Annotated in this window: 23 protein-coding genes; 6 read left to right on the forward strand and 17 right to left on the reverse strand. The window is 63.1% G+C overall.

Going from position 1 to position 25,371, the window contains the following annotated elements:
* The first annotated feature begins 27 nt into the window (after positions 1-27).
* Positions 28-1,533 (forward strand): DASS family sodium-coupled anion symporter, encoded by a 1,506-nt coding sequence (locus S4A8_RS16950; RefSeq protein WP_353221040.1) that lies wholly within the window; start codon positions 28-30, stop codon positions 1,531-1,533.
* A 71-nt stretch (positions 1,534-1,604) separates the two neighbouring features.
* Here the strand turns inward: S4A8_RS16950 and metE are convergent, their stop codons facing one another.
* Positions 1,605-3,881: a 5-methyltetrahydropteroyltriglutamate--homocysteine S-methyltransferase gene (gene metE, locus S4A8_RS16955; protein WP_353221041.1), complete on the reverse strand. Its 2,277-nt coding sequence runs from the start codon at positions 3,879-3,881 to the stop codon at positions 1,605-1,607.
* A gap of 141 nt (positions 3,882-4,022) precedes the next feature.
* Here metE and S4A8_RS16960 point away from each other — a divergent pair, with 141 nt between their 5' ends.
* Positions 4,023-4,916: a LysR family transcriptional regulator gene (locus tag S4A8_RS16960; protein ID WP_353221042.1), complete on the forward strand. Its 894-nt coding sequence runs from the start codon at positions 4,023-4,025 to the stop codon at positions 4,914-4,916.
* Between the two features lie 840 nt (positions 4,917-5,756).
* Positions 5,757-6,389, forward strand: coding sequence for a 2-hydroxychromene-2-carboxylate isomerase (locus tag S4A8_RS16965; protein ID WP_353221043.1), 633 nt, complete (start codon positions 5,757-5,759; stop codon positions 6,387-6,389).
* A 139-nt stretch (positions 6,390-6,528) separates the two neighbouring features.
* Here S4A8_RS16965 and S4A8_RS16970 read toward each other — a convergent pair whose 3' ends face one another.
* From S4A8_RS16970 to S4A8_RS17045, 16 genes are all read right to left on the reverse strand, one after another.
* Positions 6,529-6,792 carry a type B 50S ribosomal protein L31 gene (locus S4A8_RS16970; protein WP_293623607.1) on the reverse strand — a complete coding sequence of 88 codons (264 nt, stop codon included), beginning with the start codon at positions 6,790-6,792 and terminating at the stop codon, positions 6,529-6,531.
* 58 nt (positions 6,793-6,850) lie between these two features.
* Positions 6,851-10,036: an isoleucine--tRNA ligase gene (gene ileS, locus S4A8_RS16975; RefSeq protein ID WP_353221044.1), complete on the reverse strand. Its 3,186-nt coding sequence runs from the start codon at positions 10,034-10,036 to the stop codon at positions 6,851-6,853.
* A gap of 88 nt (positions 10,037-10,124) precedes the next feature.
* Entirely contained in the window at positions 10,125-10,403 is a 279-nt protein-coding gene (gene yidD, locus S4A8_RS16980; protein WP_353221045.1) for a membrane protein insertion efficiency factor YidD, read from the reverse strand.
* A 12-nt stretch (positions 10,404-10,415) separates the two neighbouring features.
* Positions 10,416-11,780 carry a histidine kinase gene (locus tag S4A8_RS16985; protein WP_353221046.1) on the reverse strand — a complete coding sequence of 455 codons (1,365 nt, stop codon included), beginning with the start codon at positions 11,778-11,780 and terminating at the stop codon, positions 10,416-10,418.
* A gap of 201 nt (positions 11,781-11,981) precedes the next feature.
* Positions 11,982-12,920: a YncE family protein gene (locus S4A8_RS16990; protein ID WP_353221047.1), complete on the reverse strand. Its 939-nt coding sequence runs from the start codon at positions 12,918-12,920 to the stop codon at positions 11,982-11,984.
* Positions 12,920-13,483, reverse strand: coding sequence for an SRPBCC family protein (locus S4A8_RS16995; RefSeq protein ID WP_353180739.1), 564 nt, complete (start codon positions 13,481-13,483; stop codon positions 12,920-12,922). Before S4A8_RS16995 ends, S4A8_RS16990 begins: the two co-directional genes overlap by 1 nt.
* Positions 13,484-13,509: 26 nt before the next feature.
* A complete protein-coding gene (locus S4A8_RS17000) occupies positions 13,510-14,562 on the reverse strand; it encodes a vWA domain-containing protein (RefSeq protein WP_353221048.1) in 1,053 nt (350 codons plus the stop codon).
* Complete coding sequence (locus S4A8_RS17005) at positions 14,559-15,137, reverse strand: hypothetical protein (RefSeq protein ID WP_353221049.1); 579 nt, start codon at positions 15,135-15,137, stop codon at positions 14,559-14,561. The genes S4A8_RS17000 and S4A8_RS17005 overlap by 4 nt, the downstream gene beginning before the upstream one ends.
* Entirely contained in the window at positions 15,134-16,120 is a 987-nt protein-coding gene (locus S4A8_RS17010; protein ID WP_353221050.1) for a vWA domain-containing protein, read from the reverse strand. Before S4A8_RS17010 ends, S4A8_RS17005 begins: the two co-directional genes overlap by 4 nt.
* Positions 16,117-17,055, reverse strand: coding sequence for a nonribosomal peptide synthetase MxaA (locus S4A8_RS17015; protein ID WP_353221051.1), 939 nt, complete (start codon positions 17,053-17,055; stop codon positions 16,117-16,119). Before S4A8_RS17015 ends, S4A8_RS17010 begins: the two co-directional genes overlap by 4 nt.
* Positions 17,052-17,936, reverse strand: coding sequence for a DUF58 domain-containing protein (locus tag S4A8_RS17020; RefSeq protein WP_353221052.1), 885 nt, complete (start codon positions 17,934-17,936; stop codon positions 17,052-17,054). Before S4A8_RS17020 ends, S4A8_RS17015 begins: the two co-directional genes overlap by 4 nt.
* Entirely contained in the window at positions 17,933-18,952 is a 1,020-nt protein-coding gene (locus S4A8_RS17025; RefSeq protein ID WP_353180733.1) for an AAA family ATPase, read from the reverse strand. Before S4A8_RS17025 ends, S4A8_RS17020 begins: the two co-directional genes overlap by 4 nt.
* 101 nt (positions 18,953-19,053) lie before the next feature.
* Positions 19,054-19,383 carry a methanol dehydrogenase [cytochrome c] subunit gene (locus S4A8_RS17030; protein WP_502950755.1) on the reverse strand — a complete coding sequence of 110 codons (330 nt, stop codon included), beginning with the start codon at positions 19,381-19,383 and terminating at the stop codon, positions 19,054-19,056.
* 52 nt (positions 19,384-19,435) lie between these two features.
* Positions 19,436-19,981 carry a cytochrome c(L), periplasmic gene (gene moxG, locus S4A8_RS17035; RefSeq protein ID WP_353180732.1) on the reverse strand — a complete coding sequence of 182 codons (546 nt, stop codon included), beginning with the start codon at positions 19,979-19,981 and terminating at the stop codon, positions 19,436-19,438.
* The gene (moxJ, locus tag S4A8_RS17040; RefSeq protein ID WP_353180731.1) at positions 19,981-20,862 is read right to left on the reverse strand and encodes a methanol oxidation system protein MoxJ; all 882 of its coding nucleotides are present in this window, start codon (positions 20,860-20,862) and stop codon (positions 19,981-19,983) included. The genes moxG and moxJ overlap by 1 nt, the downstream gene beginning before the upstream one ends.
* A gap of 77 nt (positions 20,863-20,939) precedes the next feature.
* Positions 20,940-22,871 carry a methanol/ethanol family PQQ-dependent dehydrogenase gene (locus tag S4A8_RS17045; RefSeq protein WP_353180730.1) on the reverse strand — a complete coding sequence of 644 codons (1,932 nt, stop codon included), beginning with the start codon at positions 22,869-22,871 and terminating at the stop codon, positions 20,940-20,942.
* Positions 22,872-23,279: 408 nt separating this feature from the next.
* On the opposite strand from S4A8_RS17045, the gene S4A8_RS17050 reads away from it, so the two are divergent.
* From S4A8_RS17050 to S4A8_RS17060, 3 genes are all read left to right on the forward strand, one after another.
* Entirely contained in the window at positions 23,280-23,963 is a 684-nt protein-coding gene (locus S4A8_RS17050; RefSeq protein WP_353180729.1) for a response regulator, read from the forward strand.
* Positions 23,964-24,034: 71 nt separating this feature from the next.
* On the forward strand, positions 24,035-24,451 hold the full coding sequence (locus tag S4A8_RS17055) for a SufE family protein (RefSeq protein ID WP_353180728.1): 417 nt from the start codon (positions 24,035-24,037) through the stop codon (positions 24,449-24,451).
* Between the two features lie 78 nt (positions 24,452-24,529).
* Complete coding sequence (locus S4A8_RS17060) at positions 24,530-25,300, forward strand: SDR family NAD(P)-dependent oxidoreductase (protein WP_353221053.1); 771 nt, start codon at positions 24,530-24,532, stop codon at positions 25,298-25,300.
* Positions 25,301-25,371: the final 71 nt, after the last annotated feature.

The raw sequence follows: 25,371 nt of genomic DNA on the forward strand, positions 1-25,371 counted from the left end.
CAACCCGTGAGCAACAAGACGAACACGATGATCGGCCCCCTTCGCGACACATGGCTGTTTTTCCGGCAGACGATTCCGTTTCGTATCGTGCCCGCCGCCATTGCGACCGCGGTACTCGTGGGCATGCTGTTGATGCCGACGCCCGCCGGGCTGACGCCGGATGCCTGGCGGCTGGTGGCGATCTTCGCGACAACCATTGTGGCCATCATCCTCAAGGTGATGCCGATCGGTGTCATGGCGCTGATGGCGATCGTGGTCGTGTCGCTGTCGCAGGTCACCGCGGACAGCTCCGGCGCGGCGGTCGCGGATGCGCTGGACAGCTTCTCGAGCCCGCTGATCTGGTTGATCGTTGTGGCGATCATGATCTCCTGCGGGCTCAAGAAAACCGGTCTGGGCAGTCGGATCGGGCTGATCTTCATCCGTCTGCTTGGTCGGCGCACGCTGGGCGTTGGCTACGGCATCGCGGTTTGCGATCTGGTGCTCGCGCCGCTCACGCCCAGCAACACCGCCCGCGGCGGCGGCGTGGTCCACCCGATCATGCGTTCGATCGCCGATGCCTTCGATTCCGATCCCGACAGGGGCACCGAGAACCGGATCGGGCGTTATCTGGCGCTGGTGAACATGCATGCCAATGCCATCACCTCGGGCATGTTCGTGACCGCCACCGCCCCCAACCCGCTGGTGCTCAGCTATGTTTCGCAGGCCACCGGCGGCAATTTCAACCTGAGCTGGACGACCTGGGCATTAGCGATGCTGGTGCCCGGCCTGGCCTGCCTGGTCTTGATGCCGCTGGTGCTCATGCTGCTGGCGCCGCCGGAATTGAAGCGCACGCCCCATGCCGTGGAATTCGCCCAGGCCGAACTGGAAAAGAAGGGCCCGCTCAGCGGCGCCGAACGCGTGATGATCGCGATCTTCGTCCTGCTGCTGATTCTGTGGGCGAACGTGCCCGCGATGATTCTCGGACCGAGCTTCGAGCTGAGCCCCACCGCGGTCGCCCTGCTCGGCCTGTTCCTGATCGTGATCACCGGCACTATCGACTGGAACGATGTGCTCGCCGAGAAGAGCGCCTGGGACACGCTGATCTGGTTCGGCGCGCTCGTGATGCTGGCCGCCCAGCTCAACGAACAGGGCGTGATCGAATGGTTCTCGGGGCTCATCCAGAGCGGGCTGAGCGCGCTGGGGCTGAGCTGGCTGACGGCGGCGGCTCTGTTGGTGCTGCTGTTTTTGTATTCCCACTATCTGTTCGCGAGCACGACGGCCCATATCACCGCCATGATGCTCGCGTTCCTGAGCGTGGGTGTAGCGATCGTACCGGCCGACTATACCGAGGCATTCGTGCTCATGATGGTGGCTGCCTCTACCATCATGATGGGGCTGACCCATTACGCCACGGGCACGTCGCCGGTGATCTTCAATAGCGGCTATGTAACGATGGGCCGCTGGTGGTTGGCCGGCTTCGTGATGTCGGTGATCAATATCCTGCTCTTCGCAACACTCGGCATCGCCTGGTGGAAGCTGCTGGGCTACTGGTAAGCACGACCATCAAAAACGCCCCGGCGAACCGGGGCGCTTTGTTACGCCAAACTGCGTATCACCTCAACACCTCAGGCCGCGCGTTGCTCACGTAGTTGGCGGGCGGCTTCCACCATGTGCTGCAACGCCGGCTCCACCTCGGCCCAACCACGGGTCTTGAGCCCGCAATCCGGGTTCACCCAGATGCGCTCGGCCGGCAACACGTCGCTGGCTTTTTCCAGCAGCTGGATCATTTCGCGCGTATCCGGCACCCGCGGGCTATGGATGTCGTAGACACCGGGGCCGATTTCATTCGGGTAGCTAAACTGCACGAAGGCATCCAGCAGCTCCATCTGCGATCGCGAAGTTTCGATCGAGATACAGTCGGCATCCATCTCGGCGATCGCCCCGATGATGTCGTTGAACTCCGAATAACACATATGGGTATGGATCTGGGTGTCGTCGGCGACCCCGCAGCTGGCCAGCCGGAAGGCATCCACCGCCCAGCGCAGGTATTCGTCCCACTGCGCACGACGCAGCGGCAATCCTTCACGAAACGCGGCCTCGTCGATCTGGATCGCGGCCAGACCGGCGGCTTCGAGATCGCAGACCTCGTCGCGAATGGCCAGGGCGACCTGTTTCACCGTTTCGGACCGGGGCTGATCGTCGCGCACGAACGCCCATTGCACCATTGTCACCGGGCCGGTGAGCATACCTTTCATAGGCTTGTCGGTCAGCGACTGGGCATACTTCGACCATTTCACGGTCATGGGTTCGGGCCGTGAGACATCGCCGAAGATGATCGGCGGCTTCACATAGCGGCTGCCATAACTCTGCACCCAGCCGAACTTGGTGAACGCATAGCCGGCCAGCTGTTCACCAAAATACTCGACCATGTCGTTACGCTCGAATTCGCCGTGGACGAGCATGTCGAAGCCCATGGCTTCCTGCATTTTCACGGCTTCGGCGATCTGTTCTTCCAGAAAGGCGTCGTAGTCGGCATCGCTCATATCGCCGCGCTTGTGCGCCGCGCGTGCCTTGCGCACGTCCTGAGTCTGCGGGAACGAACCGATGGTGGTCGTCGGATAGGCCGGCAGCTTGAGCTTGGCGTGCTGTTGCTCGGCACGCTCGGGATAAGCCGACAACCGTTTCATGTCCTTGTCGCTCACCGCGGCCAGGCGCTGCTTGACCGCTGCATCGTGGATCCGCGCCGAATCCGCACGGTCGGCCATGGCCTCGCGATTGGCCGCGAGCATGGCCTCGTCCAATTTGTTGTCCAACGCGTTGGCCAGAAATACGATCTCGTCGAGCTTTTCCTCGGCGAAGGCGAGCCAGTTTCTGAACTCGTCGTCGAGCCGAGTTTCACTGCGCAGGGTGACCGGCGAATGCAGCAAGGCGCAGGACGGGCCCACCATCAGGCGCTCGCCGCCGACTTCACCATGCGCGGGTTTAAGCCTATCGAGCGCTTTCGACAAGTCGCTCTTCCAGATATTGCGACCATCCACGATGCCCACCGACAGCAACTGCTCATCGCCCAGGCGCGCGGCCACGGCTTCGATCTCTTGCGGCGCACGCACGCCATCGATATGCAGCGCGGCGACCGGCAACGCGGTAAACAGCTCGCGGTTGTCGGCCAACGCCCCGAAATAGTTGGCCACCATGATCTTGATACCCGCCACACCGGCCAGCGCGTCGTAGGCCTTGCGGATGACCTCGCGCTGGGCATCGTTCAAATCCAGCGAAAAGACCGGTTCGTCGATCTGCAGCCATTCGGCGCCCTGTTCGGCCAGCCGTTGAGCGATCTCGACATAGATGGCAATCAGATCGTCGGCGAGGTCGAACTTGTTCAGATCGGAGCCGTCGGTGACCTTGCCGAGGGTCAGATAGGTCGCCGGACCGACGATCACCGGCTTGGTGACGATGCCCTGCGCCTTCGCCTCGTCGAACTCGTCGAAGATCTTCGTGCCGATCAGCTGAAACGAGGTCGCACGCGTAAATTCGGGCACGAGATAGTGATAGTTGGTATCAAACCACTTGGTCATTTCACAGGCGATGGCCGTATCCGTGCCCCGGGCCATGTCGAAGGCCACGTCGATATTCATCGTCTGGCCGTCCCAGCCGAAGCGCTCGGGCACATTGCCAACGAGGCACGACAAGTCGAGCACCTGGTCGTAGAACGAGAAATCGTTCGACGGAATCAGCTCGATACCGGCGGCCTGCTGTTTTGCCCAGTTGGCTCGACGCAACTCGGCGCCGGTGGCCTGGAGACCGGCATAATCGAGTTCGCCTTTCCAGTAGGCCTCGGTGGCTTTCTTGAGTTCGCGGCGTTCGCCGATACGCGGGAAGCCGAGGTTCTGGGAAATCGTCATGGTCGCTCCGGTGGTTGACGGCCAAAGCGCGCATGGGACTGCTTCGGCGCCGGGTTTCGAGACGCAGAACTCTATAGCGCGATATCAATGAATAAAATTGGTATATTTGCATCGATATATGAATATCGCTCATTTATTGCCATGATCGAGCGCATCCATCTCAGCATCCTGCGCGCCATCGAACGGGAAGGCTCGCTGACAGCCGCAGCCCGTACCCTGCACTTAAGCCAATCGGCACTGAGCCATGCGATTCGCAAACTCGAGCGACGCTCCGGTACGACGATCTGGCAACGCGAAGGCCGGCAAGTGCGTCTGACCGCGGCCGGCGAACACCTGCTGGCCGCTGCAAACCGGCTGTTGCCCCAGCTCGAACGCGTGGATACGGTGCTGGCCGACTATGCCAGCGGCACATTCGGCTCCCTGCGTATCGGCATGGAATGCCACCCCTGTTATCGGTGGCTGCTCAAGGTGGTGGAACCCTATCTGAGCGCCTGGCCGGGCGTGGATGTGGACGTGGTGCAGCAGTTCCAGTTCGGCGGCATGGCCGCCCTGTTCAACCACGAGATCGATATCCTGGTCACGCCCGACCCGCTCAACAAGAAAGGCGTGCAGTTCGAGCCGGTGTTCGACTACGAACAGGTGCTGGCGGTGGCTGCCGACCATCCGCTGGCCGCCTGCGACGTGGTACGCGCCGAGGATCTGGCCGGGGAAACGCTGTTGTCCTACCCGGTCGACCCCAGCCGGCTGGACGTCTACGTATCGCTGCTGACCCCGGCCGGGGTTATGCCGCATCGTCACAAGACGGTGGAATCGACCGACATCATGCTGCAGATGGTCGCCGCCTGCCGCGGTGTGGCCGCGCTACCGCGCTGGCTGATCGAGGAATACCAGCCACAGCTTGCCATCGTCGCCCGGCCGCTGGGCGAGCAGGGTATTGCCAAGCAGATTCATCTGGGCGTGCGTCGGGGTGATCGTGGACTGCCGGCGCTCGAGGGGTTTCTTGAGCTTGCCGCTGCGCACAGGGGGCGGATTTGATTGGGTGGCTGCCCTAAAGCGCTAAATCTTCGGCGCTCGACGTGAATTAAAGAAGGGAACGGTTCGAGCTATCGGGCTTTCGGCACTCACGAGTTTATCGAAACCTCGGTTTCGCACTGCTGTGCGACTCCCTTTCGTTTGCTCGTCCAAACGAAAGGAAGCAAAGGAAAAGACGCCCGGGTTACGCGTCGGCGCGAAGCGCGCCGAACCACTGCGATGCTCGGGCCGAAGGGTGCGGCCCTAGTCAATCAATATGGCTCGGATCGCTTTGGCGATCCTCAAACAGGCTGGCCGCCCCGGCGCCGTGCGCCGGAAACCCTTCGGCCCTGTGCTTCTCGTTCGCTTCACACGGGGCCCGAATACAGGCAGCTACCCCGTAGCGCGGCGTCCATACAGCCATGTACTTGATGGCGGGCCTGTGGCTGCGTTCTTGTCGGCTTACGCTTCGCTAAGCCGACCTACAAAAAACATGGCCTTGAGCGAGCGATAGCGACGCTTGTCTGTATTCGGGCCCCTTGGGCGTAGCGCCGAGCAGCGCGGTCGGCAAGCGGAAAAGACGGCCGGATGTTTGAGCGCAGCGAGTTTCAGGCCGTCCCGCTTGCCGGCTGCGATGGGAGGGTATCGGCGCTAAGCGCCGACGCAAGACAGGGTGTCTTTTCTCTTGGGTACTTCTCTTTGGACAAGCAAAGAGAAGTACCTCGCGCAGCAGCGCGAAACCCCAAGCCAAAATTCACCCGTGCAGTTGATTCAGACCGCACGCGGATTCGATCTACGATCACCGCCGAACTCACGGACTCCGCTAATCTTGCATTTCGCGCAGCAGCCGATTCGGGATATCCCATGAACAAACCCCACACCATCGACTGGTACTTCGATTTCATCTCCCCATTCGCCTATTTCGCCTGGCAACACCTCGGCGAATTCCGCGAACACGCCGTGGTGACGCATCGACCAATCCTGTTTGCGGCCGTGCTGGCCCACCACGGTCAGAAGGGACCGGCCGAAATCGACCCGAAACGACGCTGGACCTATCGCTGGTGTGCCTGGCATGCGCGCGAAAACGGGCTGGCGTTTCGCATACCGGCCGCGCATCCGTTCAACCCGTTGCCGTATCTGCGGCTGGCGATCGCGGCCGGCAGCACGACGGAGGCGATCGGCCGCATCTTCGACGGGCTATGGACGACCGGCGTCGACCCGCAGGATCCGGCCGTGGTGCAGAGGCTGGCGCAAGCGCTAGATATCGACCTCGCGCAGTTGGCTGCGCCCGAGGTCAAACAGCAGCTACGCGTCGAGACCGAGAACGCCTGTGCGCGCGGCGTATTCGGCGTGCCGACGCTCGCGATCGGCAACGAACTGTTCTGGGGTGCGGATGCGATGCCCATGGCCGCGCAGTATCTGGCCGATCCGGCCACCCTGGATGACGATGCCGAAATTCAGCGGGTGTCGGAGCTGCGCGTTGGGGCCATGCGTTGACACAACCCGAGCCACCCAAGTGGCCATCTAAAAACGCGAATGGCGGACACGCAAAAGCCGGCCGGCGTATTTCACGCCGGCCGGCTTGAATGCATCACGCGCCGCGCCCGAATGCGATCAAACGCGGGGGCCAGAAGCCTTACTGCTTCTTGGCGCCCTTCATCATGCCAAAGCGGCGGTTGAAGCGCTCGACCTTGCCGGTCGTGTCCATGATGTTCTGCTTACCGGTATAGAACGGGTGCGTCGCACTCGTGACTTCCAGCTTGACGAGCGGGTACTCGTTGCCATCTTCCCATTCGATGGTTTCGTTGGTCTCGATGGTCGAGCGCGTGAGAAACGCGAAATCGCCGCCCATGTCCTTGAATACGACGGGGCGATAGTTGGGGTGGATGTCTTTCTGCATGGCCTGCTGTCTCGACTGTCGATCGTTAAAAAGTAAAACCGTTGCGATTCGCGCGTTATTAAACGCGCGCCAGGGCTAGCGTGATCTGCGCGCCGTCGATATCGAAGGCCTGTTCGACCTCGCCCGACGGCTGCGCGTTCGGCTCGTACGCTTCGGCCAGGGTTTCACGTGCGATCACCGCCCTGTGGCTTTCGATCGCCTTCGCCAGTTCGTCATCGGCGTGATATTGCACGCGAATCCGATCGGCGACATGAAATTCGGCCTGTTTGCGCAACCGCTGTACGCGATTGATCACTTCGCGCGCCAGCCCGCGTTCGCGTAGTGAATCCGTCAGTGTACTATCAAGTGCGACCGTAACGCCATCCTCGCGGCCCACGAGCCAGCCTTCCACGCCTTCGGCGGATACCAGCAGGTCCCCTTCGCCGAGTTCGATGTCCTCGCCGTCGGCGCTCACGATGAGCCGCATGTCGCGCATGTAGCGCGCGATGGCTTCGTCGTCGAGGGCGGCGACCGCGCCAGCGACCGCCTTCATCTTCTTGCCCAGACGTTTGCCCAGGGTCTTGAAGTTGGGCTTGGCGCTGCGCTTGACCAGATCGCCCTCGCCGGCCACGAACTCGATGGCATCGACGTTGATCTCGTCGCGCACGATGGGGGCGATGGCGTCGACGTCGGTCCGCGCGACGTCGGCCTCTTCGACGACAAGAATCCGGGCCAGCGGCTGGCGTACGTTCAGCCCGGCTTCGTTACGCAACGCCAGCGCGTTGGCCACGATCGCCCGCGCCAGCGCCATGCGGCGTTCCAGGTCGGCGTCGATGAGCGCGGCATCGGCCGCCGGGAAGTCGGCGAGATGAACCGAGGCCCGCGCGCCGGATTCGCGGCCAAGCTGGCCGTACAGCCAGTCGGCAAAGAAGGGCGCGATCGGCGCCATCATGGCCGCGACGTCACGCAGGCAGGTCAGCGTGGTGTGATAGGCCGCACGCTTGTCCGCGACGGCTTCATCACTGGCCGCACCGCCGGCATCGGCGCGTGCGCCGGCCCAGAAGCGCGCCCGCGAGCGGCGGATATACCAATTCGACAGCGCGTCGATGAAGCGCTCGACCGCGCGGGCGGCTCGTGTCGGGTTGTATTCGTCCAGTGCGGCCGATGCTTCAGCGGCCGTGGATTGCAGCCGCGAGAGAATCCAGCGATCCAGCTCGGGGCGCTGCGCCACCGCCGGTGCCGGCGTATCGGCGGTGAAACCGTCGATATTGGCGTAGGTGGCAAAGAACGAATACACGTTTTCCAGCGTGCCGAAGACCTTGGTGCGCGTTTCGCGCAGGCCGCGGTCGGCATACTTGGTGTTATCCCAGGGCGGGCTGTTGGCAAGCATGTACCAGCGGATAACGTCCGCGCCGTGGGTATCCAGGGCTTCGAACGGGTCCACCGTATTGCCCTTGGACTTGGACATCTTCTCGCCGTTGGCATCCAGCAGCAGACCGTTGACGACGACGTTCTTGTAGGCCGGCGAGTCCTTGATGAGCGTGCCGATGGCATGCAGCGAATAGAACCAGCCACGGGTCTGGTCCACGCCTTCGCAGATGAAATCGGCCGGGAAGTTCGCTTCGAAACGTTCCTGGTTTTCGAACGGATAGTGCCACTGCGCGAACGGCATGGCGCCGGAGTCGAACCAGACGTCGATGATTTCGGGCACGCGGCGCATGGTGCCGCCGTCTTTTGCCGTCCAGGTGATGGCATCGACCTGCGGCTTGTGCAGATCGAGGCTGTCGTCGGCGGCGACCTGGTCGCCGGCATACTCGCGCAGTTCGGCAATGGAGCCGATCACCACGATATCGTCCGGGTTGTTGTCGTTGACCCAGATCGGCAACGGCGTGCCCCAGTAGCGATGCCTGGAGAGCGCCCAGTCGACGTTGTTTTCCAGCCAGTCGCCGAAGCGGCCGGTGCCGACATGGGCCGGGAACCAGTTGATACGGTCGTTGTAGGCGACCAGCTTGTCCTTGTTCTGCTGCGTGGCCACGAACCAGGACTCGACCGGGTAATTCATCAAGGGCGTGCCCTTGCGCCAGTCGTGCGGGTAGTTATGCACGGTCACCTGTTGCGAGAACAGCAGCCCGCGCTCCTTGAGATCGCGTGCGACCGGCTTGTCGGCATCCTTGAACCAGAGCCCGCCGACCAGCGGGAAATCGGCCTGGAAATGGCCGTCGCGCTCGATCGGATTGAACACCGGCATGCCCTCGGCCGTGGTCACCCGGAAGTCGTCGGCGCCGAAGGCCGGGGCTTCGTGGGCGATGCCGGTGCCGTCGTCGGTGGTGATGAAATCGGCCGCGATCACGCGCCAGGCGTTATCGGCCTCCGGATGCTCGGCAAAGCAATCGTAAGGCGGTTTGTAGCGCTGGCCGATGAGCGCATCGGCACCGAAGGTATCCAGAATTTCGGCGTGCTCGCCCAGTGTGGCGGCCACGCAGTCCTTGGCCACGATATAGACCGATCCATCCTCGGCACGCGCCTTGGCGTATTCGATCTTCGGCCCGACCGCGAGTGCGACGTTGGACGGCATGGTCCAGGGCGTGGTCGTCCACGCCAGGATTGCCACGTCCGGCTCGTCTTCGAGGAAAAACTTGACCGTGATCGAGGGGTCCTGGACTTCCTTGTAACCGAGGCTGACCTCGTGCGAGGACAACACGGTGCCCGAGCCCGGCGAATACCAGTGCACCTTGTGGCCCTTGTAGAGCAGGCCTTGTTCGTGGAGCTGCTTGAGCAGCCACCACACCGATTCGATGTATTCGTTGGAAAAGGTGACATAGGGCGAATCGAGATCAGCCCAGAAGCCGATGCGCCGGGTCAGCTCGTCCCACTGGGTCTTGTAACGCAGTACCGACTCGCGACAGGCGGCGTTGTACTCGGCGATGCCGTAGTTCTCGATGTCCTCACGCGAGGACAGGCCGAGTTCCTTTTCCACCTCGATTTCGACCGGCAGGCCGTGGGTATCCCAGCCGGCCTTGCGATCGACCCGATAGCCACGCATCGTCTTGTAGCGACAGAAGGTGTCCTTGATCGTGCGCCCGAGCACGTGGTGAATACCCGGCCGACCGTTGGCCGTGGGCGGGCCTTCATAAAAGGTGAAGGTCGGGCCATCGGCACGCGCGGCGGTGCTGGCCTCGAAAACGTCTTCCTGATCCCACCAGCGGCGGATATCGCCGTCCAGTGCAGACAGATCCAGCGGCTTGTGTTCGGTGAAACCGGTCATGGGCGAGGCGTCGATTAAGGCGGGCTTGGCAGTCAAAGCGCGACATCATAAACCCTGCGTGCGCCCCATGCATCGGGCGCGGGCTTTGTCAACGCCTGTCGCGGGCCGGCGGCACCGGATCGAACCCCCCTTCACGCAGCGGATGGCACCGCGTGATACGCCGAAACGCCAGCCAGGAGCCACGAATCGGCCCGTGTACCTGTAGCGCTTCCAACGCATAGGCCGAGCAGCTGGGCATATAGCGACAGCGCGGCCCCAGCAACGGTGACAGCGTATAGCGATAGATCACGATCGGCAGCTGCAACAGACGTACGAATAGCCAGCGTATGGCCGCACGCGTCGATGTGATGGCGCTTTTCGGTGTCATGGCCCAGCCAGTCTAGCGCGCCGGTGGCGCAACGGGCGACGCGGCCAGCGGCACGAATAACGACAACGCCACACCGCGGCTGCCGTTTCGCGATAACCGAAAGCGTCCACCGAGCGCGGCCACTCGTTCCTGCAGGCCTGTCAGTCCGAGGCCGAGCGGCGTGTCTTCGCGCATGCCGCGCCCGTCGTCGACGACCTTGATCGCCAGACCGCGCTCGTCGCCCTCGCCGGTCATATGCAGACTGACCTGCACGTGACGGGCCTGCGCATGCCGGGCGATATTGGTCAGGCATTCCTGTACCGCGCGATACGCCGTCACCCGCACGGCATCGTCGAGCTCGTCGTCGAACGCCCCCATATCGAGTTGCCAATCGATATCGGGCAGGCGCGTCTGCCAGTCCTCGACCAGATAAGACAACGAGTCGCGCAGGCCGAAATCGTCGAGTACTGCGGGCCGCAGGCGATTGAGCAGACGCTTGATACGCTGTTGCAGCAGGCCGACATGCTCCTGAATCGCGGCCACGCGTTGGAGGGCACTGTCCTTGTCGTCGCGCCCGAGCGCCCAGCTCATCGCCTGAACATCGGTACGAATGCCGAACAGATACGGCGCCATCTCGTCGTGCAGCTCGCGCGCGATCGCGCGGCGTTCTTCTTCCTGCATGCCGACCAGTTTCTGGGTCAACAAGCGGCGTTGCTGCGTGGCGTCGCGCAGCACGCCCACCACATGATTGAACTTGACCTGCGTATCGGCGAGTTCGGCAACCGCCGGGCCACACACCGGCGCACTGAAGTCCCCGGCTTCAAGACGTTCGAAACCCGCATGCAGGTCGCGCAGCGGTTTGAGGCCGAACCACAGCCCCAGATAAGTCAGCACACAGACACTCGCGAGAATCCAGACCGCCAGCCAGAACAGATCGAAGACATCCCGCCAGACCTCGGCGATCTCGTCTTCGGTACGGGCGGTGATACGGATACGCCCAAGCTCTCCACCGCTGGCAAACCGAATGGTCGCGAACTCATGCGTCGGCGGCACGATGAGCCGTTCGAACCAATCGGGGGCGGGATCTGTCGAGGACGCCGGCGTCAGCGAGCGCCATTGACCCGCCGGACTTTCGATCTCGACCTGGACATGGCGCAAATCCTCGAACGCGCGCGACAATACCGCCAGCGCATCCGGCGTACGCGGGCTGCTCAGGTCGGCCATGAGAAAACCGACCAACCGCTGGCTGAAATCCAGATTGGCCTGAATCTCCTCTAGCGTGGCCTGCCGTGCGTTATGCAGAATGATGGCCGCGCCGCCGACCAGGCCCAACCCCAGAATGCCGGCGACGATCGCCAGAAGTCGCCCTTTCAAGGAAATACGCCGAGTGCGTATCACGTTGGCCTCCTTTGCGTGCCATGCGAACGAAGGCTGTGGATCAACCCACCTACCCGTCCAATAAAATGCAGCCGTCGACCGGCGTTCAATCGTCGCACGCGTCGCAGTCCACGAAAACGCGGCGTGGAGCCGGCTGCGATAGCGGGCGATCGAGCACGGCGCCACCGGCACCAAACGAGACTCGGCGAAACCACGCTGATTTCAATGAATGAAACGGCCGAATCCACGCGGGCCCGCGCCGACATCGAGCACGGCCTGCTCTTGCGGGTCAGCCAGGTCGACTACCGACACGGTGTCGTCGAACCAGTTCGCCACCACGGCGCGGCCGGTCTTTGGATCGACCGCTACGCCGTCGGGCTGGCCACCCACCGCGATCTCGCCCAGGCGCTTGCCGCTCGCCACGTCAAAGCGGGCCAGCACCCCGGCTCTTTGTTCGCTGACCAGCAAGGTCCGGCCGGCATCGGCCAAGGCCATCCCATAGGGAAACAGGCCGGTTGGTATGCGTGCGACCGTCGCGCCCGCAGCAATATCGATCACACTGATATCGTCGCTACGCACATTGGCCACATAGGCGCGTTTTCCGTGCGGGCCGGTGATCAGTGCAAACGGCGCCGTGCCTACGTTAACGTTGGCACGCACCGTGTTCGTGGCGGTATCGATGATCGACACGCTGTCGCTTTCGCGATTGGCGCTGAGCACATAGGCACCATCGGGCGTGACCGCGACCCCGGCAGGGGCCGCGCCGACCGCCACGCGGGCCATGCGATCGCCGTTCGCTGCGTCGTAGACATCGACACAATCGCCTGCCCAGTCGGTGACATAGACACGCTCGCGGACCTCGGAAAGCGCCACGCCAAACGGCTCTCCGCCAATCGGCCAAACCTCGGCGACTTCGCCGTTGGCGCGATCGATCACCGTTAATTGGCCGCTCTCCGGATGCGTGACATAGACGCGATCAGCCCCCACGGCCACGCCCACCGGCCCGTGCGCCACTTCGATCCGGGCAGCGATACGGCGCGTTTGTGTATCGATACGCACCACGGCATTGGCGGCCTGTACCGTCATCCAGGCATCGGCTGCCGCTAGCGGGCCAGGCAGCAGCGCCGCAACGGCGAGCGCCAGCGCGGCGAGCGCTCGCATCAGCCGTTGCCCTCGACCTGGGCCTTGAGCGCTTCCAGTCCCTGCTTGAAGAAATCGTGAATCGCTTTCTGGGCCGCCTCGTCGTTCTGATCGTCGGCCGGAAAATTACCCGTATCGCCGCGATAGAAACGCGCCAGCCAGGTCACATCGCTACCGCCGTCAGCCGCGGTGATATCGATGGTGGCGGTATAGAAACTCACCGGAAAAACCGATGGATCTTCCTTGAGCAGCCGATAGCCGAGGTAGTGCTCCTCGGGCTTGTATTCATCCATGCTTTCGGTGATTTCGCCGCCGCCATCGGCGAATACGAGCACACGCTCGGCGCCGACCTTGTCGGCGATTTCGTCATTGCCTTCGCTGGCATGGACCGCCGCCAGCTGCGGCTGCCAGTCCGCAAACGCGGATAGGTCGCCGACGATTTTCCAGACCTCGGCCGGTGCGGCGTCGATATGGATCGTCTCCTGGGCCTTTTGCGGCGTCGGGCCATGTGCCAGGGCGGCGCCCGGCAGCGCGAGCGCCAGCACGATCAGCAGGAATTGCAGCAGGTGTTGGGATCGGGTCATGGGTCTTTCCTTGTGGTGGTTTTGAGTCAGGGTTGGGGTAAGCGCACAAACCGCCGGCGCCAACGCAGATCGCCGACCAGCGTGGCCAGCGGTACGCATACGGCCAGCAGCAGTGCCGCCATGCCCAGCAGCCAGCGAATATCGGTATCGCGGGTCTGCACATCGGCCCAGGCGGGCGGCGTGATCCGGGCGTAGAGCTCGGCATCGTCATCGAGATGGACATAGCCGAAGTCGGCTTTTTCAGCCATGTCCTGCAAGTGCGTTTCACGTACGGCCGACAGATGTTCGGTGCCGTTCTTGGCCGCGCGCCCCCACGGCGCGTTGCGGGGTACATAGCCTTCGATGGCGTCGGGATTGGCCGGCTGACCGAAATTGGCGGCCTGTGGCACATCGTCCTCGTCGTAGACGCCGATGCGCTCACCCTCGGCGTTGTACTTGGGAATCGGCACCGGCGTATAGCCGCCCACCCCCACGAGCAGGCCATGCAACGGCGCGCTGTCGGCGGGCGGCGCACCGGGCGCGTCTTTCTTTCGGCCCGGCACCAGCAACGCCGGGTCCGGCTCGTAGCGCGGATTCACCGGCGGCGCCTCGTGGCCGTCGGTGAGCATGACCAGACTGGTAGTGTCGTCGATGCCGGCCTGGCCCCGCAGCGCGCGCAGCTTTTCCATGCCGTCGACCAGCCCCCGGTTGACGTTGCTATCCGCTGCCCAGGCCATGCGCCAGTCGATCTGGTCGATGCTGGCTTGCAGACTGCTGAAATGGGCACAGACCTCGAGCGGCATGAGGGTGATATTGACCGTGCGCTCGGTAAACAGCGCCAGTCCGGCCCGCGAGCCACAGGGCAGACGCGCAATCGTTACCGCTACCGCGGCCTTGGCTCGGGCCAGCCGGGTCACCGGCTCACCGGCCACCCGGTAGTCCGCGATGTTCATGCTGCGGGTGATATCGATTACGAACAACGTGCTGTAGACGCGTTGCTGCAAGGGCCAGCGCGGCACCACGAAAGTGGCCGTGACCAGCACAAGGGCGCACAGCAGTGCCCAGAAGCGCCAGTCGGCAAGACAGGCCCGCTCGATCACGGTAGGCCTCGGGGAAAGCCGGGCATTTGCGACCAGACATCCGGCTTGGCCTCGGGGTCGGTCGGCGCTTCACCCTCGTGTGTGGGCAGATCCCGGACCAGACGCTGGGCGGCCTCGAAGTTGTGCTTCGCCGGCCAGTAGTCCGGCGCGGCACGCAGCGCATCGCGATAGGCCTGCTTGGCGAGCTCGGCCATGGTGCGCGCGCTGTCGATGTCGAGGTTTTGCGCGGCGGCCACGGAACGCCGTGCATAGAGATTGCCGAGGTTGTAGCGGCTGCGTGCGGCCAGCCCGTCCGGGTCGCGCCCATCGGCGCCATAGGTACGGTTCCAGACGGCGCGATACGCCGCGCTGGCCTCGCGGTAGCGCCGCAAGCGCGCCTGGGCATAACCTTCGGCAAACAGCACCTGCAGCCCGGTGTCCGGCGTGATCGCAACCTTTTGATGCGCCAGCGCGGCGGCAATACGGCTTTGATCGCGCGCGTGGTCGTACCAGACCAGCCCCTGCCAGACGGTAACGGCCAGCGCACAGGCGGCCGCTGTCAACGCCAGCCCTCGCAGCAGCCGCGACCTGCTCATGCGGCGAACCTGCGTTCAGCGGCCTTGGCCAGCACGCCCACAAGCAGCAAAAGCGCTGCAATAGCGTACGCGACGCCGCTCATATCCCGGCGCGGGATGCGCTCGGTATAGACCAGCGGCTGTGTTTCCAGCCGATCGATATCGGCAATCGCCTGCGCCAGCGCTTGCGGGTCATCCGCCTCGTAAGGCGTATATGGCACTTGCAATGTCTGGAAGAACTTATGCAGATAGCGCTCGGGCATGGCCTTGGCGTTATCGTTGCGCACGTCCTTGGGTTTATCGAAAAGCCCGGGACTGCCGGCCGTACGCAGAAACACCCAGTACAGCGATGCATCGTAGGCCGCGAACTGAGCGCGCAGGCGTTCGGCGCTACGGAAGTCGATCTCGGCGGCACCGTCCGAGATGAGCACAATCGCACGCGAGGCGCTGGCACGACGCTCACGAAAGTACGACAGCGCCATGAACAGTCCGTCGGCGACATTCGTGAACGCCAGTCCCGGCGTTGCCGCCGCGTCGACGGCGGCCCGTGCCGCTACCCGATCGTCCGACAGCGGCAGAACCGCCATCGGCCGAGTACTGAACGCGACGACGCCGAACAGATCATGCTTACGCTCACCGATGAAGGCGTTGAGCAATCGGCGCGCGGTTTCGCTCTTGGATTCGTCACCACCGCGCGGGTTACGCCCGGCAAAGGTCTGATCCATGCTCAGGCTGCGATCGAGCGTAAGCACGATATGCGCACCGCGTGCGACCTTTTCGACACGCTGCGCGCCGACGAACGGGCGCGCCAACGCCAACACCATCGCCGCGATCGCCAGCGACGCCGCGGCGCGCAGCGCCCAATCCAGCAGCCGGGATAATCGATCGGCCGGCACGGTAACCAGCGACGCTGCTTCGCTCGCGGCCAGTGGCTGACGCCACCACGGCAGAAGCGCCAACAGCAATCCCAGCAGCACAACCGGTATATCGACACCGATATTCATGCCTTGAGCTCGCGCTTGCGACAGCCTTGCACCAGACGCTCGAGACGATCGATCAGCCCGTGATTGTCGCCGGCCGCCGGTGCAGCGCCGGCAAAGAAGTAACGACGCGAGAACTCGAAGAATGCTGCGATGTCGTCGACCAGATCGGCAAATACCGGATGCGCTGCGATAAACACATCGAGGTCGTCGGCAAACACGGCCTGCCCGGCTGTTTCATCGAAGGCGCGATGCACGGTACGCAGCGCCTTTGCCACCTCGGGCGGCTCATGCGCTCGGCGCTGGCGGCGCAGACTGACGCGCGCTCTGGCAAACGGCCCGCGCGCGCTTGCCGACAGATAGCCCGCGGCCCAGGCCCAGACCAGCAGCGCGAATAGGGTGATTGCCAGAGCGGCGAAAGTGGCCCGACGCGGCCCGGCCACCGCCGGGCGCACCGGCATGGCATCGGCAAGCAGCAAATCGTTATCGGGGTCGCCGAACCGCGCATCCGGGTCCAGTTCCAGAATGGGGGACATGGTGAACACGAAGGCCGGCGCGCGCCGTGTGATTCGCTCGCCCGCGGCATTCGCGGCTGCCAGATCCAAGGCCGGCAACTCGCGGCGCGTAGCCTGCAGCGGCGCATAGAACAGTTGATAGTCGAGTCTGACGACAACCGGCCCCGAAGAGGACTCGGCGGCCCGAATATCCACCACGGCGAGATCCAGCCAATACGATTGCGCGCCTGGGCTGGGCAAAGATGCGCGTTCAAGCTGAAAGCCGGCCGGCAACTGCAGGCGCAGCGTGCGCTGGATATGATCGCCTACGACATGGCCATAGGCGCGTGGCTCGTCGATGGACAGCCCGATCGCCGGGCGCGGCTGAGCGACGACGGCGCTTGATATCGACAGTGTCGCGATCACGCCGAACAAGCCGACAATCAAACGCGGCCGAACGCTCATGCGGCGCGCAGGAAGTAATCGGTAAAGGCGTTCGCCGAGAATTGTCGGCCGGCGAACAGCGGCGCACGCCCGTTGCGGGTGAAACGCCGGGTGAGTTCGGCGCGGCGCTCGGCATAGGCCGCACGCCATTTGTCTGCGAGGGCCGGACGCATCCATAGCGTGCGCCGGCGCCCCGCTTCGGGATCAACCAGATGCACCAGCCCGCGCCGCGGCAGATCGGCATACTCACGGGCATCCCAGACCACCACCGGCACCACGTCGTGGCCTGCCAGCTGCGCAAGAATGCGCGCGAGACGCTCGGTCGACCAGTGGAAATCCGATACCAGAAACACCAGCGCACGGCGTTGCGGCAGGCGTTCGGCCAAGGCCGGTTCGTCGTCGACTGCAGCGCCCAGCGGTAACGGCTCGGCCAACCGGCCCAGTATGTCGTCGACTCCGCCGCGGCGAAAACTTGCCGGCCAATAGAACGCCTCGCGGTGGGTCGGCGCATTGCCGCGGCCACGCGATGCAGCCTGGCCGATGCCGACGAATCCGAAGGCATCGCCGCCGCTGTGCGCCGAGCGCGCCACGCTGTCGACACAGTCGATTACAAAGCGCTGCTTGTCGGCAAAACGCATGGACGCCGACAGATCGGCCACCACGATCACATTGATGGCGCTGCGCTGGCGATATACCCGCGTATAGAGCATGCCGAACGGGTCGCGCACGCTGGCACGCAGGTCCAGGCGGCGCGGGTCGGGATAATCCAGCAGCGATGCATAGCCCGAGAACAACTGCCCCATACCGGCACGACGACTGATATGCATGCCGGGGCGCATGCCACGCGCCGGCCAGGGGACGCGATAGATGAATTCCTGCGCGCGCTGGCCCGCGTCGCTCACGGTGCTGCCACGCGTTCGACGGCGGCGGTGATCAGCCGCCCGATGATCTCGTCACGGCGGATTTCGTAGACCGGGTTGAAAAAGATGCGATGCCCGGTCGTTTCGAGCAAGACGGCACGGATATCCTCGGGCACGACCATGTCGCGGCCGGCCAGCCAGGCGTTCACACGCGCGGCGCGGATCATCATGCTCATGCCGCGCGGACTGCCGCCGCCGGCGACCAGCGCGTCGATATCCACATCGTCGAGCGCGATGCCGTGGGCGGCCGGCGCACGGATCGCCTGCCACAGATCGAGCGCGTAGTTCTGCAATGTTTCGCTGACGGTTATCGCTTGCTGAAGCGTCTGCGAGAACGCATTCAGCGCGGTGTAGTCGAGCAGCCCCGGCTCGACCTGGGCAATCAGCGTATCGGCATCGTGGTAGCGCGTATCGAACATGAGCGCGCGTAGCGCATCGCGATCGGCAGGCGCTGCGATGCCAATTTCCATGAAGAAACGGTCGCGCGCGGCCGCCGGCAGTTCGAATGTTTCTTCGCGCTCGATACGGTTGCGGTCGGCAAACACGAGCAGATGCGGAAAGCAGTATTCGCGGTTGAAGGCATGCATCGTGCGCTCGGCCATGAGCCGCAGCAGCAGCGAGTGCACCTGCGGGCGGGCCCGGTTGATCTCATTGAAAAAGAAGGTGGCCAGCGCCTCGCCGTGGCGTAGCACTGGCCCCGGTTCGACCCGCGGGCGCCCCTGCTCGTCGATGAAGGTGTGATAGGCCATATCGGACGGCATCAGGTCGACCGTGCCTTCAAGACGTTCGTAGCCGCCGCCCAGGCCGCGCGCCATCGCCCGCAACAGGGTGGTCTTGCCCACGCCGACATCGCCTTCGAGCAAGACATGGCCGCGTGCGAACACGGCAATGAGCATCAGGTGAACCGCGCGCTCCTGCCCCATCATGACCGCGTTGACCTGGTCGGACAGGCGAAGCGCCCGCGCACGCCAGTCGGCGAGCTGATTGTCGTCATTCATCCCGGGCGTTCCGATGGTCAGCGACGGCTTCTAGCCGACGCATGGAGGTCACCGCAAACGCCAGACGCGCCTGCGGCCACGGCTCGCTCACGCGCGCAACGCTAGCTTTGCTCGTCTTCGTTCATCGACTGCTGGAGTTCCAGTTCATCGGCGTCGTTGATCCATTCACCGGTTTTCTTGAAATGCTCGACGCGCATGGCGTTGCGCTTTTCCATGCCCTGAATGGATTCCTGCTGCTTGTTGAGCTCGCTTTCGCTGTGCTTCGGGTCGTACTTGCTGCCTTCGATCTTGTCCGGATAGCCGGGCTTGGGCTCCCAGCACACCCCGGGCTCGCTGCAGTTGGTGCCGTCGTAGGCGAGCGCCGTACCGATTCCCATAGCGCCACCGAGAGTCACGAGCACGGTGCCGATAATCAGATTGCGTTTACACATGTTGATATCTCCTTTTTTGTTATCGCCTGGGCTTTTTTCCCGTGCGCTTTGATCAGCCCGCGTCGTCGCCGGCCGCGGCGTCTGCCTTGCGCTTTTTGAGCAACGCCTTCTTTTCTTCCAGCGTCAGCCACTTCGCCTTGGAGGCCTTGCCTTCATAGATGCTCCGGATATAGGCCATGGTCTCGAGCATTTCGGTCTTGCTCATCGACATGTAGTGAGGTCCCATCTGGGCTCGGGCGCCACCGAAAATGGTGGAAAACAGGCCGGCGTCGGTCATGTTGGTTTCGTAGGTCCAGTAGTCGTCGACCAGCGACGGCCCGATCTTGCCCTTGGCGTGATGGCCATGGCAGCCGGCACAAGCGACCAGAAACTCATCCTTGCCCTTCTGCACAGCTTCGTCGTTGCCGTTGAGTGGGTTCTTGCCGGTCTTTACGAACTGCTCGACCGCGTCCGGGTTGTCGCCCACTTCGGCCTTGGACAAATCCAGTACCTGACCGTCGAGGGTGTTACGAAAGGTCTGTGCAGCGCCGGCGAGTGTGGCGACGCCGGCCAGCACGAGCGCGGCCGCAGCCAATATTCGATATCTGCCATAACGCATCAGGACGATTCTCCCTTGCGCTGTACCGGGGCCTGCCCTGACTGCGCCGCCTTGTCTTGGTCAAGCAACGGAAATCCCTCGTCGACCAATACCGCATGAATTTCGTCGCGGCCGGATTGCAATGCCTGCTCGAGCGCATCGCGCAGCTGCGTATCGTCTTCGCGCGTGGCCATGGACTGGCCATAGCTGAATTCCAGCGTTTCATCACGGCGCGTGCGGGTATCCGGCACGATGTTCATGGTCAGGGGTTCGTCGCTGGCCTCGACATAGCGGGCGGCTTCCGGGCCCCAGAGAATGGCGATGTCAGCTTCCCCATCGACGACTTCCGAAATCATCTTTTCGGGGTCATAACGGACGTACTCGTTGCGTCGCGACTTGAAGCCGATCAGCGAGTACATGTAGTTGAGGTTGTCGTCCCACTTGTTCATGTCCCGCAGCTTCGGCTCGACGGGGCTGTAGGGCGATACCGCAAAGCGCGTCATCCGGGCCAGATCCGGGCTGTCCCAGTCGGTGACCGTCACACCGTCATTTTCGGGATAGATGAATACATAGCTTGAGCGGTAATAGGCCTCGGTGGTGGCCACACGCGGGTCGCCTGCATCCACGCCCGTGATCACATCGCACTTGTCTTGGTTAAGATAGTTGGGCACCAGATAGATGCCCGGGTCGTCGGCCCATACGAATTCGGCCTCACGCCCCATTTCCTTTGCCACGATTTCGGCGATCCGGTTTTCGAAACCACTGCCGTCGCTCGCGGAAAATGGCAACTCGTTCTTGGCGGCACAGATACGCAGCGGCTCGGCCGCGGATACCTGGGCGGACGCTGTGACCACGATGGCGGACACCGCAGCCAGACTCAGCAACTTGCCTGTAGCTGTCATGCTCGAACACTCCGATCGATAAGAGAGAAGGACGGCGGGCCACAACACCCGCCGCCCCTAAGGTCATCGGGCCAGAATCAATTGCTGGCCTGTCGATCGTCGCCGGCGGAGGCGCTCTGCACCTGGTACTCGCCGGTCTGAATGTCCTTCGTATACGGGCTCTTGCCATCCAGCGAGAAGGCAATGAAACCGCCGCCCATCTGGGTATGGTTGGCCAGTTCCTTGAACGCGCCCACCGCACCCAAACCGGCCGACGGATCGTTCAGATCGAAGACCAGCCCCACGCCCGGCCAGCCACCGACGCCATAATTGATACCGACGTACTGGGTGCCGTCATGCATGTAGGTGATCGGGTGCCCGATTACGCCGGAGGGCAGCTTGAACTTCCATAGCAGCTCGCCGGTACGCGAATCGCGTGCCTTGATGAAGCCATCCAGCGTGCCGTAGAAGACGAGGTTGCCGGCGGTTGCCGTGGTGCCGCCCCAGACCGCGAACCGCTCCATGACTTCCCATTTGAAGTCGCCGGTCTTGGCGTCATACGCCTTGACCTGACCGGAGCCGGTGCCTTCTTCGCGATTGCCCTTCGGGCCCGGATAGGTCCATACATTGGCGCCCACGAAGAACTGACCGGCCCGGTAGGGCAGCATGTAGGGCTCCCAGTCCATGCACAGGTGGTTCATGCCGATGAAGAACAGCTGCTGGTTCGGGTCGTAGGAGTCCACACCCTGGTTGTGATAACCCATGGCCGAGGGGCAGATATCCTTCGAACGATGATCCATCCGGGTGCCGTACTCGGGGTCGCGTACCGGCTGGCCGGACTCCATATCGACGTGCTTCACCCAGTTGACGGTGTCGTCCATCTTGTCGGCTCGCACCAGGTCACCGTTGGTCCGGTCGAGGCTGTAGAGAATGCCGTTGCGGTCCGGATGGGTCAGCAGCTTGCGCTTCTTGCCGTCGATCTCCTGTTCGGAGAGCATCATGACGTTGACGCCGGCATAGTCCCATTCGTCGTGCGGCGTCTTCTGGTAGCCGAACTTGGCTTCGCCGGTTTCCAGATCGCGACCGAAGATGGTCATCGTCCACTTGTTGTCGCCCGGGCGCATGGTCTCGTTCCAGGGCGCCGGGTTACCCGAGCCGTAATAGAACAGCTCTTCTTCCGGATCGTAGGCATACCAGCCCCAGTTGGTGCCGCCGCCGATCTTCCAGGCATCGCCTTCCCAGGTCTTGGTGCCCAGATCCTTCTGGCCATACTGGGGGTTGTTGATATTGAAATCGTCGGCGAGCAGCAGGTCTTCGTCCGGGCCGGTGGCATAGGCACGCCACTCCTGTTCGCCGGTCTTGACGTTGAATGCGGTCACCACGCCGCGAACACCGAGCTCCGCGCCGGAGGAACCGACGATCACCTTGTCCTTGACCACGTACGGCGACTGCGTGAGCGTCTGGCCGACCGACGGATCCATGACTTCGAGCTTCCAGTACTGTTCGCCGGTCTCGGCGTTGAGCGCCAGCAGATGGCCGTCGAGCAGCGTTTCGATGACCAGAGGTGGCGTATCGCCGTCGCCCGGATAGTAGGCCAGCCCGCGGTTGACCACGTCGCAGCAGGCCACCGAGCGTGCAGCCGGATCCTGCTTGGGCTTGTACTGCCACACGATCCGGTTCGGATCGTCCAGATCGAGGGCGAAGACGTTGTTCGGATACGGCCCGTTGATGTACATCATCCCGTCGACGACGATCGGCGCGCCTTCATGGCCGTTGAGTACGCCGGTGGAGAACGACCAGGCCGGGGTCAGATTCTGTACGTTTTCGGTGTTGACCTGCGTGGATTCACTGAAGTGGTTGCAGTCATAGTTCTTGCACTGCATGACCCAGTTTTCTTCGCTCTGGGACAGTTCGTTTAGTTTGTCGCCCTGGCTTTGCTGTGCCGTGGCGGGTACCGCTGCTACACAGACTGATACCGTGGCCAGGGCAAAACAGCCCTGGCGTATCGACGTACGCCTTGCTCGTGCCATGTGCTGATCTCCTCATTGCACTTATTGTTTTGCTTTGTTTTTTCATCTCGCGACGACCGCGATGACGCTTTACTAGGTATAGAGCAACGGCCGATTCGCCGATACGGCCGAAACTCACCGATCTTGTTGAATCGTTTCCCATTTCGGACGGCTATTGTTCTTGGCGTGTTGGGATATCTTCCCGCCGCTTACCAGTACACAAGGCTTGCCAGGGCAACAGGGGATATCGCTGCGGCCAACAGCGCCTGGCAAGAACCCGACAGGCGCCTCGACACGCCCCAGATCACCGCCATACGAACAAGCGCGGGCAACGTCATTACGGGAGAAAGTCCCAGCGACCTCTTGGCTAGCATGGTGACGAAAACGGTGGCTGCGACGGCCACCCTGACCGCAAGCCGAAGCTCAGCTATGACTACATCGATACTGCTGGTGGACGACCACGAAATCGTGCGGCGCGGGTGCCGCGAACTGCTCGCGCACGGCGACTACCACGTCACGCATGAAGCCGCATCGGGTGAGGAAGCATGGCGATTGTTTCTGGCCGAGTCGCCGCGCGTGATCGTGCTGGATCTGTCGATGGACAATATGGGCGGTCTCGAACTCGTGCGGCGCGTGCACGCCCACGACACGCGTACCGCCGTGCTGGTGTTCACCATGCACGACGATCCGACCTATGCGACGCGTGCGCTCAAGGCCGGCGCCATGGGCTACATCACCAAGACCAGCCCACCACAGAGCCTGCTGGAAGGCATCGAGAAAGTGCTCAAGGGTTCGATCTATCTCAGCCAGGACATTGCCCAGGCGATCGCGTTGAGCGAGCTGTCGATACACGACAACCCCGTGAAAGCGCTTTCCGCGCGCGAGTTCGAGGTATTTCAGCTGCTCGTCGATGGCCACAGCAACCCGCAGATCGCACAGACCCTGTCGTTGAGCCACAAGTCGGTATCCAACTATGTGCTGCGAATAAAGCACAAACTGGCGGCCGACAGTGTTGCCGATCTCGTGCGTCTGGCCATCAATCAAGGGCTGACCAAGCACAACGTTGTCCCGGACCGCGCCCTGAACCGGTCGCGTTCAAAGCGTCATCCTTGATTCATGGCTTGACTGGAGGTCGTGCCGACCCAACCCTTGGGGTAACACTCATACCGGCGCGCCCCGAGTCCATGGATACACAGATCGAGCAACTCAAGGCCACGTTCGAGATGCTGCCCGACTGGGAGGAGCGCTATCGCTTCATCATCGATCTGGGCCGCAAGCTTGAGCCGCTGGCCGACGAAGAACGCAACGAGGCCACGCGGGTACGCGGCTGTATGAGCCAGGTGTGGCTGGTGGCCGACGAAAGCGACGACGACCGGCTGCATTTTCGCGGCGACTCGGATGCGCATATCGTGCGCGGGCTCATCGGCGTGCTGCTGATGATCTATTCCGACAAGACCCCGCGCGAAATCGCCGATATCGATATCAACCAGGTATTCGCCGATCTCAACCTCGAACAGCACATCACCATGAATCGCCGCAACGGGCTGTATTCGATGGTGGAAACCATCCAGCGCACGGCCCATCGGCAACTCGATTCCTAGTATCGGCTATGCTGCGGCGTGGATTCACGCCGCGCCCGACTCACCTGACCATGCGCGGCCTGCTCAAGGAAACAGCGCATGCCCAACGAACGCCCCGTCGCCCTCATCACCGGCTCTTCCTCCGGTATCGGCGCGGCCACTGCCCGCCTGCTGTCCGAACGCGGCTACAACGTCGTCATCAACTATTCACGCAGCGCGGACGCCGCCCAGCAGGTCGCCAGCGAATGCCAAGCCTCGGGGGCCGATACCCTCGTTATGCAGGCCAATGTCGCCGAGGACGCCGATTGTCGCGGTCTGGCCGACGCCGCCCTCGATCGCTGGGGCCGTATCGATGCGCTGGTCAACAACGCCGGCACGACCCGTTTCTGTGCGCATGAAAATCTCGAAGGCCTGAGCGCACAGGATTTCCAGGATCTCTATGCCGTGAATACGGTCGGCGCTTACCAGATGGTGCGCGCGGTCGCGCCTGCGATGCAGGCCGCCGGTACGGGCAGCGTCGTGAATGTGGCCTCTATCGCCGGCGTGATGGGCTTTGGCAGTTCGATCGCCTATGCCGCCTCCAAGGGCGCGCTGATCACCGTGACCAAATCGCTGGCGCGCGCGCTCGGCCCGGCCATTCGCGTGAACGCTGTCTGCCCGGGATTCGTGCGCGGTAGCTGGTTGGCCGAAGGCCTGGGCGAAAAACGCTACACCGCGATGATCGAGCGCCTCGAAGCCAACTCGCCCCTGGCGCGTGTGTGCACGCCGGAAGACGTGGCCGAGTCGATCGCCTATTTCGCCGCGGGTGCTGCCATCACCACCGGCGAAACGCTGCTGCTCGACGCCGGCATGCATCTCGGGCGGATGTAAGCAACGCGCGTAGATACCGTCTCAACCATCAAGTGATTTTGGCAGCTAGGCCCGGATCATAAGGTGTTTTA

This window comes from Salinisphaera sp. S4-8 (assembly GCF_040361235.1).
In the GTDB taxonomy this organism is placed as follows: domain Bacteria; phylum Pseudomonadota; class Gammaproteobacteria; order Nevskiales; family Salinisphaeraceae; genus Salinisphaera.